Origin of the sequence: Peribacillus sp. RS7, from assembly GCF_041956845.1 — a bacterium.
Classification (GTDB): Bacteria; Bacillota; Bacilli; order Bacillales; family DSM-1321; genus Peribacillus.
The window spans coordinates 2249075-2263351 of record NZ_CP168135.1 but is presented as its reverse complement, the minus strand read 5'-3'; the positions used below and the strand labels follow the sequence as shown (position 1 = coordinate 2263351).

Genomic DNA, 14277 nt, shown 5'->3' with positions numbered 1-14277 from the left:
GACCTGTCATTTTATATCCTATTGATATTTTTACTATAGATTGACTATCATGATTTTTCCCTTGGGACACCCTTAACATTTTCAGTGCTCTGATCCATTTACGTTTTCAAAGGAAAAATGGATGCATTTTTTCAAAGTTTCACATGAAACAATTGGAAAGTGCATAAAAAAAAGCTTCCCAGCACCTTAATAAGCACCAGGAAGCCCATATCATTCTATTCTTTTATTCTCAGTAATCTAAGACTGTTCAATGTAACTAATAACGTCGCACCCATGTCGGCAAAAATTGCCATCCAAAGTGTTAACCAGCCCGGTGCTATCAATAATAACGCCAGGATTTTTATCACCAATGAAAACGTGATGTTCTGCTTAATGATTTTTAATGTTTTGCGACTTAAGCTGATTGTATACGGCAGCTTCGATAAGTCATCACCCATCAAGGCAATATCGGCTGTTTCAAGGGCCGTATCAGTACCCGCCCCGCCCATTGCAATTCCTACCGTGGAAGCTGCCAAGGCCGGAGCATCATTGACACCATCACCTATCATGGCCACTCGATCATATTTTTGTTTCCATTGTTTGATGATGGTCAGTTTATCTTGTGGCAATAGCTCCGCCTCGATCTCGTGAACGCCTGCTGCCGCTCCAATAGCTTTTGCCGTTCCGATATTATCCCCGGTCAGCATTATCGTTTTTTCAATGCCCAATGCATGCAGTTTCCGAATTGCTTCCTTACTGCTTTCCCTTATTTCATCTGCCACAGCAATGAGTGCCAGGAGCTTCATTTGATCGCCAAGCACCATCACCGTTTTCCCTGCATTTTGATAGCCGCTGATTAAATTAAGGACATCATCAGAGAATACTAGGCCTGCCACTTCCTCAAAGAGATGGGGTTTACCAATGTAATAGATTTCTTGATTGATTTTCCCTTTTATACCTTTACCCGTGATCGCAGTAAAATCCTCTACCACTACAGAATGATAATCCACATCATGATTTGCCGCCTTTTGAAGAATGGCCGTGGCAAGTGGGTGCTGTGATCTGCTTTCTAAAGCAGCAGCGATCGCCAGCACCTCCTGTTCATTCAACACATCGGATAACACTTTGAAATCAGTCACTTCCGGTACGCCCTTTGTTAAAGTACCCGTTTTATCGAATGCAATCGCCTTTAAGGCTCCTGTTTCCTCCAAATGGACCCCGCCTTTAATCAACACACCATGTTTCGCGGCATTTCCGATAGCTGTCACAATGGCGATGGGGGTAGAAATGACCAATGCACAAGGACAACCGACAACCAGTACAGCCAATCCCCGGTAAATCCATTCACTCCAATCCCCGTTCATCACAATCGGGGGTACCACGGCAATGGCCAAGGCTATAAGCATAATGGCCGGAGTATAGAATTTTGCGAATCTATCCACGAATGCTTGGGAAGGGGCCTTTTCAGCCTGTGCTTCTTCAACAAGGTGGATGATTTTTGCAATAGTCGTATCCTCGACTCGCTTCGTGACCTTCACTTCGAGCAAGCCTTCACCATTTAAGGTTCCGGCAAATACTTCACCCTCAACCGTTTTAAAAACCGGCTCGGACTCCCCTGTAATGGCTGCTTGATTAAGTGTCGACGCCCCTTTCATGATCCTGCCATCCATAGCAAGTTTTTGACCGGGTTTAACGATCATGAAGTCGCCCACTTCAATCTCATCAACAGCAACCATCATTTCGTGATGTCCTCTACGGATCAAGGCTTCTTTAGGTGCGATATTCATTAATGATTCTATAGAATTCCGGGCTTTATCCATCGAATACTTTTCCAGTGCTTCACTTATTGCAAATAGAATGACAACAGTTGCCCCCTCACCCCATTCACCCAGCACAGCCGCTCCGATGATGGCAACCGTCATAAGGGTGTGCATATCAAAGCGAAGTCTGACGAGGTTTTTCAACCCATTGACAAATAATGAATATCCGCCAACAATGATTGCAGCCGCATAACCGATTACCGGCATGATGCCTCCATCAGCATATCGATTATCCAATATCCAGCTGATTAGCAAAAGGATAACCGAGAACACCACTTTAATATTTTCTTTTTGCTTCCAAAATGGTTCCTTTTGCGTCACCCGTTCCTGCTCACCACGGATTCTCAGGTTATCAAAAGCACCCGCCTTTTCAATCTCTTCAATGGTCGCGCTACCCTGTACCGAAATCTTTGAAGCCCCAAAGTTGATTTTGGCATCCTCCACACCCTCCAGATCACGGACATTGTTCTCAAATTTAGCCGCACAATTCGTGCAAGATAGACCTTGAATACGATATGTTTTTAATGGGGACTCAGCCATCGACCCTTACCTCCTGCTGATGTTCTAATGCAATGAGAATCAATTGTTTAATATGGTGATCGTCCAAAGAATAAAAAGCTAACTTTCCTTCTTTTCGGTATTTTACGATTGCATGTTTATAAAGGGTACGAAGATGATGTGACGTTGTCGCCATCGAAGCACCAATGATATTGGCCAGATCGCACACACATAATTCCTCGTCCGTACAGAGCGCATAAGCTATCTTTGCCCTATTTTCGTCGCCTATCACTTTAAACAGCTTCGACATGCTGGATATATTCACCTGGCTCATTTCTTCTTGAATGCGATTAACCTTCACTTCATCATGCAAGTGGACATCACATATATCTTTCAGTTCCGCCATCTTCTCACACCTCTCATTCAAATCTTCGTTTGATTATAATATAACATAATTCCCTGAATATTCAAATCCACATTTGAATGTTTACTATTCTTGCTTCTCCTTTTCCGATACCTTAACGAAAGTGCCCTATATGCCTTTATATGAGGGCCATCGTTTTTTGTTTCACTTCCCGCGATTTTGATCCGCCCTTAAAGGGCAGGCTGTCCTCTTTCCAGGAACCCATCCAACCTTCCCGAATCTTGGTAACCGAAACTTTTATCTTCGTGACAAAAAAAAGAAGGGGCAGAAATTCCTTCATGTCCCTTCAATCCAATGATTTCAGTAATTCCCTAACAGTACCTTGATAAGTATTATATATTTAATTTAGTATTTTCTAGAAAAACTATGATATACTTAGTCAAACCTTTTTAAGCGTTTTACTTTACTTGTACCGTTTACCCTGCTTTTCGTTGAGCAGGGTTTTTTGTAATGTTTTTTTCAAAACAAAAAAAGACAGATCCCATTACTAGGATCTGTCTTTTTTTGTTTTTGAAATTATGCTTTTTGAACGTTAGAAGCTTGAGGTCCACGTTGACCTTGTTCTACTTCAAAAGTAACTTCTTGGCCTTCGTCTAAAGATTTGAAACCTTCGCTTTGGATAGCTGAGAAATGTACGAATACGTCGTCTCCGTTTTCGCGTTCGATGAATCCAAAACCTTTTTCTGCGTTAAACCATTTTACTTTACCTTGTTCCATTGTTGTTGCCTCCTAGTGCATTTAAGCACATTGTATTACTATCCTTGCTCTAAGTCATCATCGAAAACGAAAAGTAGTACTTTTAGTATCCTTAGTACCGAACAAAAATAATTAAGACTAAGCATAACATTAAATGGCAGCGATTGCAAATGGTTTGGATAAACTTTTTTCAAGCAATTTTTAATACTCTATAAATTCACATAGAAATAATCTTGGTCTAATGTGACTCTATCTATTACAGCAAATGACCCACATGCCATTTCCACAAAAAAAAAACCTCTTGTAAACAACGTTAACAAGAGGTTTTTTTTTACATCAAATATATCATTTTTCCGTAATGAACTTTTTTACCATCCCCTCTAATATGGCCGATTCATTTGCTAACTCTTCGTTTTGCTCCTTGAATCCAGTCATTATGGTACTTTGTTGAATTGCGGCTGCCGATATTTGCTCCGTTGTTGCGACTCCTTCTTCTGAAATCGCTGCAATTTCCTGAATGGATGCTAGGCTTTCATCCGAAGACTCATTGATTTTTTTCGAATGGCTTGCTAATTGTTCTGTGCCTTTCAACAATTTCTCTACGGATTCGAATATCTTATTGAAAATCTCTCCATTGTTTTCCACTAAGGAAACACCATTTATTATATCCTGAAAACTTTCATCATTATTTTGGATGACTTTGGCTGTTTGTTCATTGATCCGCGTAATCGACTCAGAAATGATATCGATTGATTCATCTGTTTGCACAGCCAATTTTTGCACCTCTTGAGCGACTACAGCAAAACCTCTGCCTGCATCCCCCGCCCGTGCCGCTTCAATGGAAGCATTCAATGATAGCAGGTTGGTCTGGGAAGCAATGCCCCTTATTAAGCCAATCACTTCGTTTATCTTCACTACATCAGCTTCCAGGCTCACCAAATTCACTTTATTCGATTGGCCGTTTTCCATGATTTTATCCATCTGGCTCGTTACATCCTGCACTTGTTTACTTCCTTGTTCAGCAAGTGTATTCGTATGCATCGTAAATTCATTCATTTCATTCGTTTGTTCGCTCATTAAACGGATTGTATCCGTTAAGTCACTGATCATATTGGAAATTCGGTCAATATGATGGGCACGTTCTTCTGAGGCTTTTGCTTCTTCCGTTGTCCCAGTCACTATCTGCCCATAGGATTCCACCATCTCCTCAAAGGATTGGTGAATGGACACTGTCGTTTGATTCATCGTTTGAGCGTGTTCACGGACATTCTGAATTATATGGGACAAACTTAATCTCATATCTTCGAATCCATTTGACAGATCGCCAATCTCATCCTGTCTACCAATGGGTATCGATTTACTTAAGTTCCCTTCTGCCATTTCATTCGTGTAACCTACAAGTTTATTAACGGGTCCCGAGATCTTTTTCCCGATGACAACGGCGCATAGCACACCTAATATAATGGCACTTGCAAGAAATAAGATATTATAGAATAACATTGTGCTCTTCAATTCATCAATGAATTTTGCATCCATATCGATTCCCACAATGGCGTCGGTTCCTTCGATTGGCGTAAAGTACGACTTGTGTGTGCCCCACTTATCTTTATATATTTCACTCAATACGTCTTCTTTTCCATTTATCGATATTGCCTGTTCCGGCGTAAAAGGGGATTCCACCATGAAATCCGTGCTGCCATTCAAGGCTACAATCACGTCGGCATCATTCTCGCGCTTCAATACATAAACGTACTCAATTCCCTTTTTATTTTCTACAAAAGCATCTAGCTGCCTCACAATTACTTCTCCCCGTTCCGAAGCATTCTTTATCAAAGTAGGATTGAGGCTTGCTGCTAAACTGTGGGCATTTTCAGAAAGACGCTCATCGAATTGCGGAAGGACATGCTCATTGATCATTTTATTAGTAATATAGGAAAAGCAAAGGCCCATCGCCCCTGCGAAAAGTATGAATGGAATGATATAAAACAAGAATAGTTTTGCCAGTAAAGATTTTTTAGGATTCAGCTTTGAAAATCTCATTCCCATGCCCCCCTTAGATAAAAGCCAGATGTTTTATAGTCAAATATGGTATTAAATCCAAATGAAGCAACTGGAGATTTTTGTTCAAATCCTCACTTCTATAAAATATGATTGCCATGCTCCGGTCATTTTGAAAAGGAAGCTGCCTATATTCCAAAACATGTTCAAATTCACGACAAAGTGCATCATGATCAATACGTGCAACATCTTCCAGATTTATTTCCAGTGGTAACTCTGCAAAGAAAAAGCTATATATATTATCGTCCATCTCTTCCAATATCCGATTCCAATCGGGTTTGGTACCTGAAAAATAATGTTCATACATATTCATCCCATACGCATGGTACCCTAGATCCGTTGTACCCGCTCCAGCAAAACGCAGAGGATTGATTTCGATAGGTATCACCCGGTTTCCTTTTTTGCGAATTTCGAAGTGTACAGGGTAATTCCTAAGTGGAAGGACCGTTTGGATATTCTTCATGAACTTTAGTGCATCATTATAGATTTCATTAATGGCCAACTTCGAAGTATAATAAATTCGATCGGAAGTATCGTAATCGTCCTTGAATAATCGTTTGAAGACATTCAAAATGACCGGTTCGCCAACTTGATTGTAATAACCATCAATGGCATACTCTTCACCCTGAATCCACTCCTCTATTAAAACGGTCTGGGAACCGACCACTTCTGAATCATATAATCCATCCGAATGAAGTAAATCCGCTTTAAGCTGGTTCACGGCTATATCCCAGTCCTGTTCATTCTTGACTTTATGCACCCCTACACTTGAATAGCCAATATTGGGTTTGATAACTACCGGAAACGGTATTTGATTTTTATCCAGGTCACTTATCATGGATAAATCAATATCTTGGAAATAGAAATCAGGATATAAAGATTTCGTTAAATTCCGCACCTGACTCTTATCCTTCAATAACTTTGACCATATGTACTCATTGTTATTTGGTCGGAAATGACCTAATAATGTAATGCCATTTTCAGAGTTTGTAAGAATTCTTTGGCCCATTTCCATGGACTTGAAAAATTCGGTATCTTTTTGAATGTTTAGCTTTTCTGATGTTGATGTTTCTCCCCATTGCCCTTGTTCCAGCACTGGAATTTGCTGTTCCTCCAACACCTTTAGAAGAATTGGCGACACAATGGACTCATTCAAAATAATCATTTTTTCCACCTAACTTATACTGTTTTTTGTATCTCCATATTTAATCGGTTAAAAGCGGTAAGTATTTAGCTTATATAGGTATTTATTATTAATTTCACATTAAAAAATTAAAATTTCAATATACCTTTTTACCTATCGACTCCAACTAAAAAAAGCATTTGAGGACATAGAAAAAGCCCGGATCTAGCCCCGGGCTCTCCTTTTATCTATGCTCATGTTGAAGGAACTCCTTTCATTCTTGTACATCTACAATAATACTTGATCGTTTTTCGATTAGATGCCGAACTTGAATAGGGCATACCCTAGCATTCCGCCAAACGTATTTAATAGAAGATCATCCACATCAAAGATGCCGATATTAAAGACAGCCTGAGAGACTTCAAAACAAAGACTTACTATAAAGGAAATACAGCATACCCTCTTTAGATTTATATATCCCTTTCCAATAACGAGAGGTAGAAATATACCAAAAGGAATGAATAATGTGATGTTTCCTAGCAAATTGAATATATTGTGATACGTCCTATTTTGGACAGCACTCACTATTTCATTAAGCGGTATGAAATTACCGAACAATAATAATCTATCCTTCATATTTACTGGGTTTTTTAGATTACTTTGAAGCTGTTCCAGAAGAAAAGTTATATCAATATGGCCAAACTTAAATAAAATGACTTTGGTTAGCAAAAATATATAACTAGCAAACAAAGCTGGAATAATGATATCCTGTATTATTATTTTCTTCATTTCTCTTGCCCATCACGTGCATGCACAGAAGAAAAAGCAGTCACGATGACTCCACCCATATTATCTCCAGATACTTCATACGCGTTGGCCTGTAGCTTAACCGTCTTTTTTGAGGATACAGGATAATAAGAGACTTCATATTCCACACCCGCTATGGTTCCCCCAATTTTCTTTTTCTCTTTTATATAAGTAAGGTATTCTTCCAATGTAAAATTCTTTTTCTGCATGATTCTACTATGGGGAAGACCAACATAGCGGAAATGCCATGGCTCATATTCTATTCCTGTAATAGCCTTTTTATTTTCCGGATAACGTAAAATAAAACCGTATTTCGAGGCATTCTTTTGCAGCCACCTTCCTTCCGGGGCTTCATTCATACCTGATAAGGTGGAGCCTATATCAAGTGATAACCCTAAGTTGTGCTCACTATAGCCAGCTGGTAAAGCAAATGCAGACCCCTTTTCTTGATAGAGCTGACTTTGCTCCTCTTCATTCCGATACCCGCTGCTAATCATGAAATGACGGACATTGTCTTTTTCAGCCGCACGAACCATTTCCAAGAATTTCTCTGCCACACCCTGTGACAAGCGAATCCTTTCGTCCAACAGACCATATCCCTCTATTAGTTCTTTGTGTTGAAATAGATTAACCACATCAGATTTGATCCCTCCCCGATGTACAGGATGTTCCTTATTGACCAATAACAAATTCCCTTGGTAAACCTGATCCTTAGCTATTTCTAACGTTCCACTCTCCTTCGGAACCCTTAGACCATGTCTTTCATCAATAATTTGAAAATCACCGTCAGATTTATATTCGTTTACTTCACGTGCAAACAGCAAAAATAAAACAAACAAAAAAACCCACTTCTTCATGAACAGTCCTCCTAACCTTCTTTCTATAGGTTAGGAAAAATAGTTTAAAAAAATAGTGGGGAAATTATAAAATTTTTCTTAAATCACTGCGGTAATCGCACTTCAAATAGAGTCTGTACAGAATCGCTTTTAACGGATATCGTTCCATTATGCTGTTCGACAATATTTTTTGCGATGAATAAACCGAGACCCGTGCTTCCATCTTTATGGGACCGCGCCTTATCATTTGTGTAGAACATATCAAAAACATAAGGTAGTTCTTCCTCAGGTATACAAGTTCCATAGTTGATAACTTGCACCACAACCTCCCCTTTATCAGTGAAACCAAGGATATCCACGAACTGTCCATCGTTTCCATAACGTACGGCATTGGTCAATAAGTTTTCGAATATACGCGCCAATAGGTCGCCATCACCTGAAATATCTAAATGCGATGGAAGAGTCGATCTTGCACTCAAGTGGTTTTTTTCGAAGAGTGGATATAGTTCTTCACTTAATTGAATGAGCAATTCACTTAAATTGAGGGATTTTTTCTCTAATGGAAGCATGCCATAGTTCATTCTGGTTATTTCAAAAAGTTCATCAATAAGTTTCTCTAAACGTTGGGATTTCGTATAAGCAATCTTCGTAAAATGCCTGATTCGTTCTGCAGGTAAATCTTCTTCTCGAAGGATAAAGTCCAAATATCCCAAAACGGAAGTTAGAGGTGTACGTAAATCATGGGCCAAGTTCAGAACCAATTGATCCTTACTGCTTTCTGCAAAATCGCCTCTTTCTACGGCTTCTTGTAATTTCTCACTTGCCCGGTTAATATCTTCCGCTATATCCTGGAACTCATCTTTTGATAAGATGTCGACTCTGCTTTTAAAGTCACCATTTGCGAGATCATTGATTCCATTGGAAATCTTATTAAAGTATGTCGCATAAGGTTTTGTAAGGAAAAAGAAGAATAGTATCGAAAGTGGGATAAAAATGATTAAAAAGAAGTTTAGATCTCCATATATATTCATGATCAAACGCAAACGGAACAATGGATCTTCGACCTTTACATTCGTATGATAATAAAGTTGAAGCCCTTTATATATCAGGAAGGTAATGGTTCCGGCTATCAACATACTCAATGCAAGCAATACAATCATTTTAGCCCGGAAGCTTCGTAACATGTCAGCCATTGAATTTATATCCCACTCCCCAAACTGTCGTGATGAACTTGTTTTTATTTTTATCCTCGCCAAGCTTTTTCCTTAGCGTACGAATATGAACCATGACAGTATTATTGCCCATTTCATAATACGCTTCGCCCCATACATTTTGAAAAATACTTTCCGCACTAAATACTTTTTGGGAATGACCGGCTAAGAGAACCAAAATATCGAATTCCTTCGGAGTTAGTTCGATGGCTTCATCATATAGTATCACTTTGCGCTGATCCGGATAAATGATCAAACCGCCGACTTCCAATATAGATTCGTTTTCGTTTGAAACTTGATTCAACTGCATTGCCCGTCGCAATTGCGCATTCACGCGTGCGACCAATTCCATTGGGTTGAAAGGCTTGGTCATATAATCGTCCGCCCCCATCACCAATCCGGAGATTTTATCCAGATCGGAACTTTTTGCACTAAGAAAAATGATAGGCATTTGATATTTCGCTCTAATTTGACGGGTAACTTCATAGCCATTCAACTCCGGCATCATGATATCCAAGATGGCCAAGTCTATCTTCTGATCGCTAATAACACGAATGGCCTCTTTCCCATCCGATACCTTGATATAGTTATATCCCTCTTTCTCCAAATGCAAAGCGACCAGGTCAGCAATTTCCACCTCATCATCAGCTATCAATATGGTAATCCGCTTCATCTGTATCTTACTCCCTTTTACATATTCCCATTACTTTAATTGTACTCCATTCCATTCCGATTTTCCAAATTGCTACTGGTGACCCATTATAACTGATATGCCTTTTCATTAACCAAGAACTTCATATACCTAACATCCATATTCACCTGAATATTTCAGGCCGATTCTTTATTTTTCTTGTATCTTAATTAAAAAAAGCCGACACTATTTTAAGTGACCGCTATTTTTTCAACTTTATCATTCAGTAAAAATCCAACAGTAATTTCGTGGAATTTTTCTTTAATACCCAGAAGTTCATATTCAATTCATAACTTCTTTGTATACTTCCTCATGTAAAGATCAAGAAAGGATGTATTTAAATATGCCAGAAGAAAAAAAACAAAAAGGATGGCGCCAGTTCATTCGGTTAGTTCAACAAACGAAGCCTTCTAAACTAATGATAGGGATTGCATTGGCATTAAGCCTAGGAACAACGGGTGTGGGTTTATTAGTCCCTTTATTCACAAAAAATTTAATTAATGATTTTTCGATCAGCTCACTAAGCACTGAACGGATCACCCTTCTCGTTCTTGCCATCATTGTTCAAGCATTGGCCAGTGGATTTTCCATCTATTTATTAAATCGGATCGGTCAATCTGTAGTGGCGGGTATCCGCGATCAACTATGGAAAAAAATACTCGTATTGCCCGTGAGTTATTTTGATGAACATCCGTCAGGCGAAACAGTCAGTCGAATGACAAATGATACAACAGTAGTGAAGGGATTAATCTCTGAGCACCTCTCTAATTTCGTTACAGGAATCATTTCCATCGTAGGTTCCATGATCGTGTTATTCGTACTGGATTGGAAAATGACATTATTGATGTTCACTGCAATTCCACTCTCTGTTTTGATATTAATGCCACTAGGGAAAAAAATGCATAAAATATCAAAAGGGATGCAGGACGAGACAGCAAGCTTCACCTCAGTCCTCCAGCAAGTGCTAACGGAAATCCGTCTTGTTAAAGCCTCAAATGCTGAAACTCTAGAATATGAAAATGGAAAAAAAGGAATCCATAAATTATTTCAATTCGGATTAAAAGAGGCAAAAATCCAATCGTTGATTGCGCCGCTAATGAGTTTTGTCATGATGGCATTACTCGTGCTGATTTTAGGTTATGGGGGAATGCGCGTTTCTTCAGGAGCCCTGACAGCTGGAGCCCTAGTTGCATTCATCATGTATCTTTTCCAAATAATCATGCCAATGGCTCAATTAGCCAGTTTCTTTACACAATTTCAAAAAGCCACGGGTGCAACAGAGCGCATCATTTCCATTTTGGATTCAGTAGAGGAGGAAGATGCGAAGCAGCCAGTTCAGAATATAAGTCAATCAATCACCGTGGATCACCTGAACTATAGTTACAATAATGGAGAACAGGTACTTAAAGATATAAGCTTTAACGTTGAATCCGGTAAGGTCACAGCAATTGTCGGACCAAGCGGCAGCGGCAAAACGACCCTTTTCTCATTATTCGAGCGTTTCTACAAACCACAGCAAGGGTCCATATCCATAGGCGGGAAATCCATAAATGATTTCACACTGCTTTCATGGAGAAGCCAGATTGGATATGTTTCACAAGAAAGCCCGATTGTATCAGGTACAATTCGAGATAATATTTGTTATGGCATCGAACGGGATATAACGGATGAGGAATTAAATCAAGTGGCTAAAATGGCGTATGCAGATCAGTTCATTTCTGATCTGCCGAACGGATATGATACAGAGGTTGGTGAAAGGGGCATGAAATTATCAGGCGGTCAAAGACAAAGAATCGCGATTGCTCGTGCATTTTTAAGAAACCCCAAAATATTAATGCTTGATGAAGCTACATCCAGCCTAGACAGCAAATCAGAAAAAGTGGTTCAACAGGCATTGAATGATTTAATGAAAGGCCGAACAACAATAGTCATCGCCCACCGCCTATCGACCGTTATCGGTTCAGATCAAATCATCTTCCTTGAAAAAGGGAAAATAACAGGCAGCGGAACACATAAAGAGCTGTATCATACGCATTCATTATACCGCGAGTTTGCCCAACAGCAGTTGCACAAACTTGAACTGGCCTAATTCACCGAAAGGAAAGAAGAAGGATGACAAAAATATTGATAGTCGATGATGATGCTCATATTCGCGAACTTATAAACCTGTTGTTAAGAAAAGAAGGATTCAATTTATATGAAGCCTCAGATGGACTGCAAGCATTGAAAGTAATGGAGAAAGTGAAAATCGATTTGGCAGTCATCGACATTATGATGCCCAACATGGATGGATGGCAATTATGCAAGGAGTTACGGGAATTTAGTGATATCCCCATTTTAATGCTGACTGCAAAAGGGGAAACAACACAGAAAGTAAAAGGTTTCGGGCTTGGGGCAGATGATTATCTTGTAAAGCCATTTGAACCGATCGAATTGGTTCTGAGAATAAAGGCATTACTAAAACGCTATAAAATTACTATTTCACAAACATTAAATATCGGCGAATTAAAGATGAATCGCAACACACATGAAATTTCATTCAAAGAACAGGAATATACGATTCCCTTAAAAGAATTCGAATTGTTGTTTAAATTAGCAAGCTATCCTGGAAAAACTTTTTCCAGGGAAAATCTTATCGAAGACATTTGGGGCTATGATTATGAAGGTGATGAACGAACTGTCGATGTTCATATTAAAAGAGTGCGAGAACGGTTTCCTGAATCGGATTTCCCTTTCCGGATTAAAACGATCTGGGGATTGGGCTACCGTTTGGAGATAACGAGATGAGAAGCAATCGATTTTTCAAACAAATGCTTGGCACACTGTTTTTTATTGCATATATTTCCATATGTTTTTCCGCCGGTTATTATATCATTGAACTATTGCCCTTAAGATTAACCGATTATGTTCGGTTTCTGGCCACTATCATGACAAGCATCGCAATCATGATATCCATCGGTTATCTTATCCGCGCTATCCATCACAATAAACGGGTAAATATTTACCTCGAGATCATAGATGCCTTAAGGAAAATAGCAAATGGCGATTATAATGTACAATTGGATTTTAAAACGGGCAAGAAAAACGAAATGACGGATATCATTAACCACTTCAATCACATGGCCAAGCAATTGAAGCAAATGGAAGAAATGCGGCAAGAATTCATCTCTAACGTCTCACACGAAATACAGTCGCCCCTTACCTCCATTGTAGGATTTGCCCAGGCTCTTCAATTTAATAAGCTGACAACCGAAGAACGAAATCATTATCTTAATATAATTGAGACAGAAAGCCGGAGATTATCTAAATTAAGTGATAACCTTCTAAAGCTTACATCCCTTGAATCCGACCATCATCCTTTTGAAAGGACCGATTTCCGGCTCGATCAGCAAATACGAACCATTATTTTGGCATGTGAACCCGCTTGGTTGGAAAAAGAACTCGAATTGGATATATCCTTAGAAAAGGTTCCAATAGTTGCAGACCAGGACTTAATGAGCCAAGTATGGACGAATTTAATACACAATAGTATCAAGTTCACCCGCCATCGCGGAAAGATCACGATTCGATTACAACAGATTGATGATCGGGCATCCATAACGATATCCGACAATGGAATCGGCATTTCCGAAAACGACCAGTTCCATATATTCGAGCGATTCTATAAAGCCGACCTGGCAAGGGAACGCTCAAAAAGCGGCAGCGGTCTAGGTCTATCCATCGTGAAAAGAATTATAGAGATGCATGAAGGGACCATATCCGTGGAAAGTGAACTCGAAAAGGGAACTACTTTTACGATTCTGCTTCCTATTTCATAAAAACCAGCTGACTTGTCAGCTGGTTTAATTCTATTTGTAGTTATTGTTGCTTCAGATTAATATCCGACCACATTTTTGGCCTTCCGTAGAATTAAAATGAAAGCTAAATAAAATCACCTATCCTGGATAGCTTTTTGAGGAATTAAAATTTGAACGTTACTTTCCACTTTGTTTTAAGATGAGTTCGAGGCCAACCTTCCATTAATTTACATTTCAGAAAACCAAGCATTTCGAAGTACGGCAATTCCTTTTTCTATCTCTTCTTCTGAAAGTCCGCCAAAACCGATCATCACCAATGAAGGCTCCGTCTCCTTTC

12 protein-coding genes are annotated in these 14277 nt (G+C 39.3%); 3 read left to right on the top strand and 9 right to left on the bottom strand.

Going from position 1 to position 14277, the window contains the following annotated elements; translation table 11 throughout:
- Positions 1–215 precede the first annotated feature (215 nt).
- The 9 genes from ACDZ29_RS11645 to ACDZ29_RS11605 all read right to left on the bottom strand — a co-directional run bounded on the left by ACDZ29_RS11645 (position 216) and on the right by ACDZ29_RS11605 (position 10125).
- Positions 216–2339, bottom strand: a complete 2124-nt coding sequence (locus tag ACDZ29_RS11645) for a heavy metal translocating P-type ATPase (protein ID WP_375090866.1) — start codon at positions 2337–2339, stop codon at positions 216–218.
- Positions 2332–2703 carry a metalloregulator ArsR/SmtB family transcription factor gene (locus ACDZ29_RS11640; protein ID WP_289318686.1) on the bottom strand — a complete coding sequence of 124 codons (372 nt, stop codon included), beginning with the start codon at positions 2701–2703 and terminating at the stop codon, positions 2332–2334. Before ACDZ29_RS11640 ends, ACDZ29_RS11645 begins: the two co-directional genes overlap by 8 nt.
- Positions 2704–3237: 534 nt before the next feature.
- Complete coding sequence (locus ACDZ29_RS11635) at positions 3238–3438, bottom strand: cold-shock protein (RefSeq protein WP_034304915.1); 201 nt, start codon at positions 3436–3438, stop codon at positions 3238–3240.
- 324 nt (positions 3439–3762) lie between these two features.
- Positions 3763–5457: a methyl-accepting chemotaxis protein gene (locus ACDZ29_RS11630; protein ID WP_375090865.1), complete on the bottom strand. Its 1695-nt coding sequence runs from the start codon at positions 5455–5457 to the stop codon at positions 3763–3765.
- 13 nt (positions 5458–5470) lie between these two features.
- The gene (locus ACDZ29_RS11625; protein ID WP_375090864.1) at positions 5471–6640 is read right to left on the bottom strand and encodes an ATP-grasp domain-containing protein; all 1170 of its coding nucleotides are present in this window, start codon (positions 6638–6640) and stop codon (positions 5471–5473) included.
- A gap of 273 nt (positions 6641–6913) precedes the next feature.
- Complete coding sequence (locus tag ACDZ29_RS11620) at positions 6914–7387, bottom strand: VanZ family protein (RefSeq protein ID WP_375090863.1); 474 nt, start codon at positions 7385–7387, stop codon at positions 6914–6916.
- Positions 7384–8262, bottom strand: a complete 879-nt coding sequence (locus tag ACDZ29_RS11615; protein ID WP_370013601.1) for a D-alanyl-D-alanine carboxypeptidase family protein — start codon at positions 8260–8262, stop codon at positions 7384–7386. Before ACDZ29_RS11615 ends, ACDZ29_RS11620 begins: the two co-directional genes overlap by 4 nt.
- An 83-nt stretch (positions 8263–8345) precedes the next feature.
- Positions 8346–9434, bottom strand: a complete 1089-nt coding sequence (locus ACDZ29_RS11610) for an ATP-binding protein (protein WP_375090862.1) — start codon at positions 9432–9434, stop codon at positions 8346–8348.
- A complete protein-coding gene (locus tag ACDZ29_RS11605) occupies positions 9427–10125 on the bottom strand; it encodes a response regulator transcription factor (RefSeq protein ID WP_375090861.1) in 699 nt (232 codons plus the stop codon). Before ACDZ29_RS11605 ends, ACDZ29_RS11610 begins: the two co-directional genes overlap by 8 nt.
- 361 nt (positions 10126–10486) lie before the next feature.
- On the opposite strand from ACDZ29_RS11605, the gene ACDZ29_RS11600 reads away from it, so the two are divergent.
- The 3 genes from ACDZ29_RS11600 to ACDZ29_RS11590 are packed head-to-tail and all read left to right on the top strand — an operon-like array spanning position 10487 to position 13961.
- A complete protein-coding gene (locus ACDZ29_RS11600; RefSeq protein ID WP_375090860.1) occupies positions 10487–12232 on the top strand; it encodes an ABC transporter ATP-binding protein in 1746 nt (581 codons plus the stop codon).
- 23 nt (positions 12233–12255) lie between these two features.
- Positions 12256–12930: a response regulator gene (locus ACDZ29_RS11595; RefSeq protein WP_375090859.1), complete on the top strand. Its 675-nt coding sequence runs from the start codon at positions 12256–12258 to the stop codon at positions 12928–12930.
- Positions 12927–13961 carry a cell wall metabolism sensor histidine kinase WalK gene (locus ACDZ29_RS11590; protein WP_289323359.1) on the top strand — a complete coding sequence of 345 codons (1035 nt, stop codon included), beginning with the start codon at positions 12927–12929 and terminating at the stop codon, positions 13959–13961. Before ACDZ29_RS11595 ends, ACDZ29_RS11590 begins: the two co-directional genes overlap by 4 nt.
- Positions 13962–14277 lie beyond the last annotated feature (316 nt).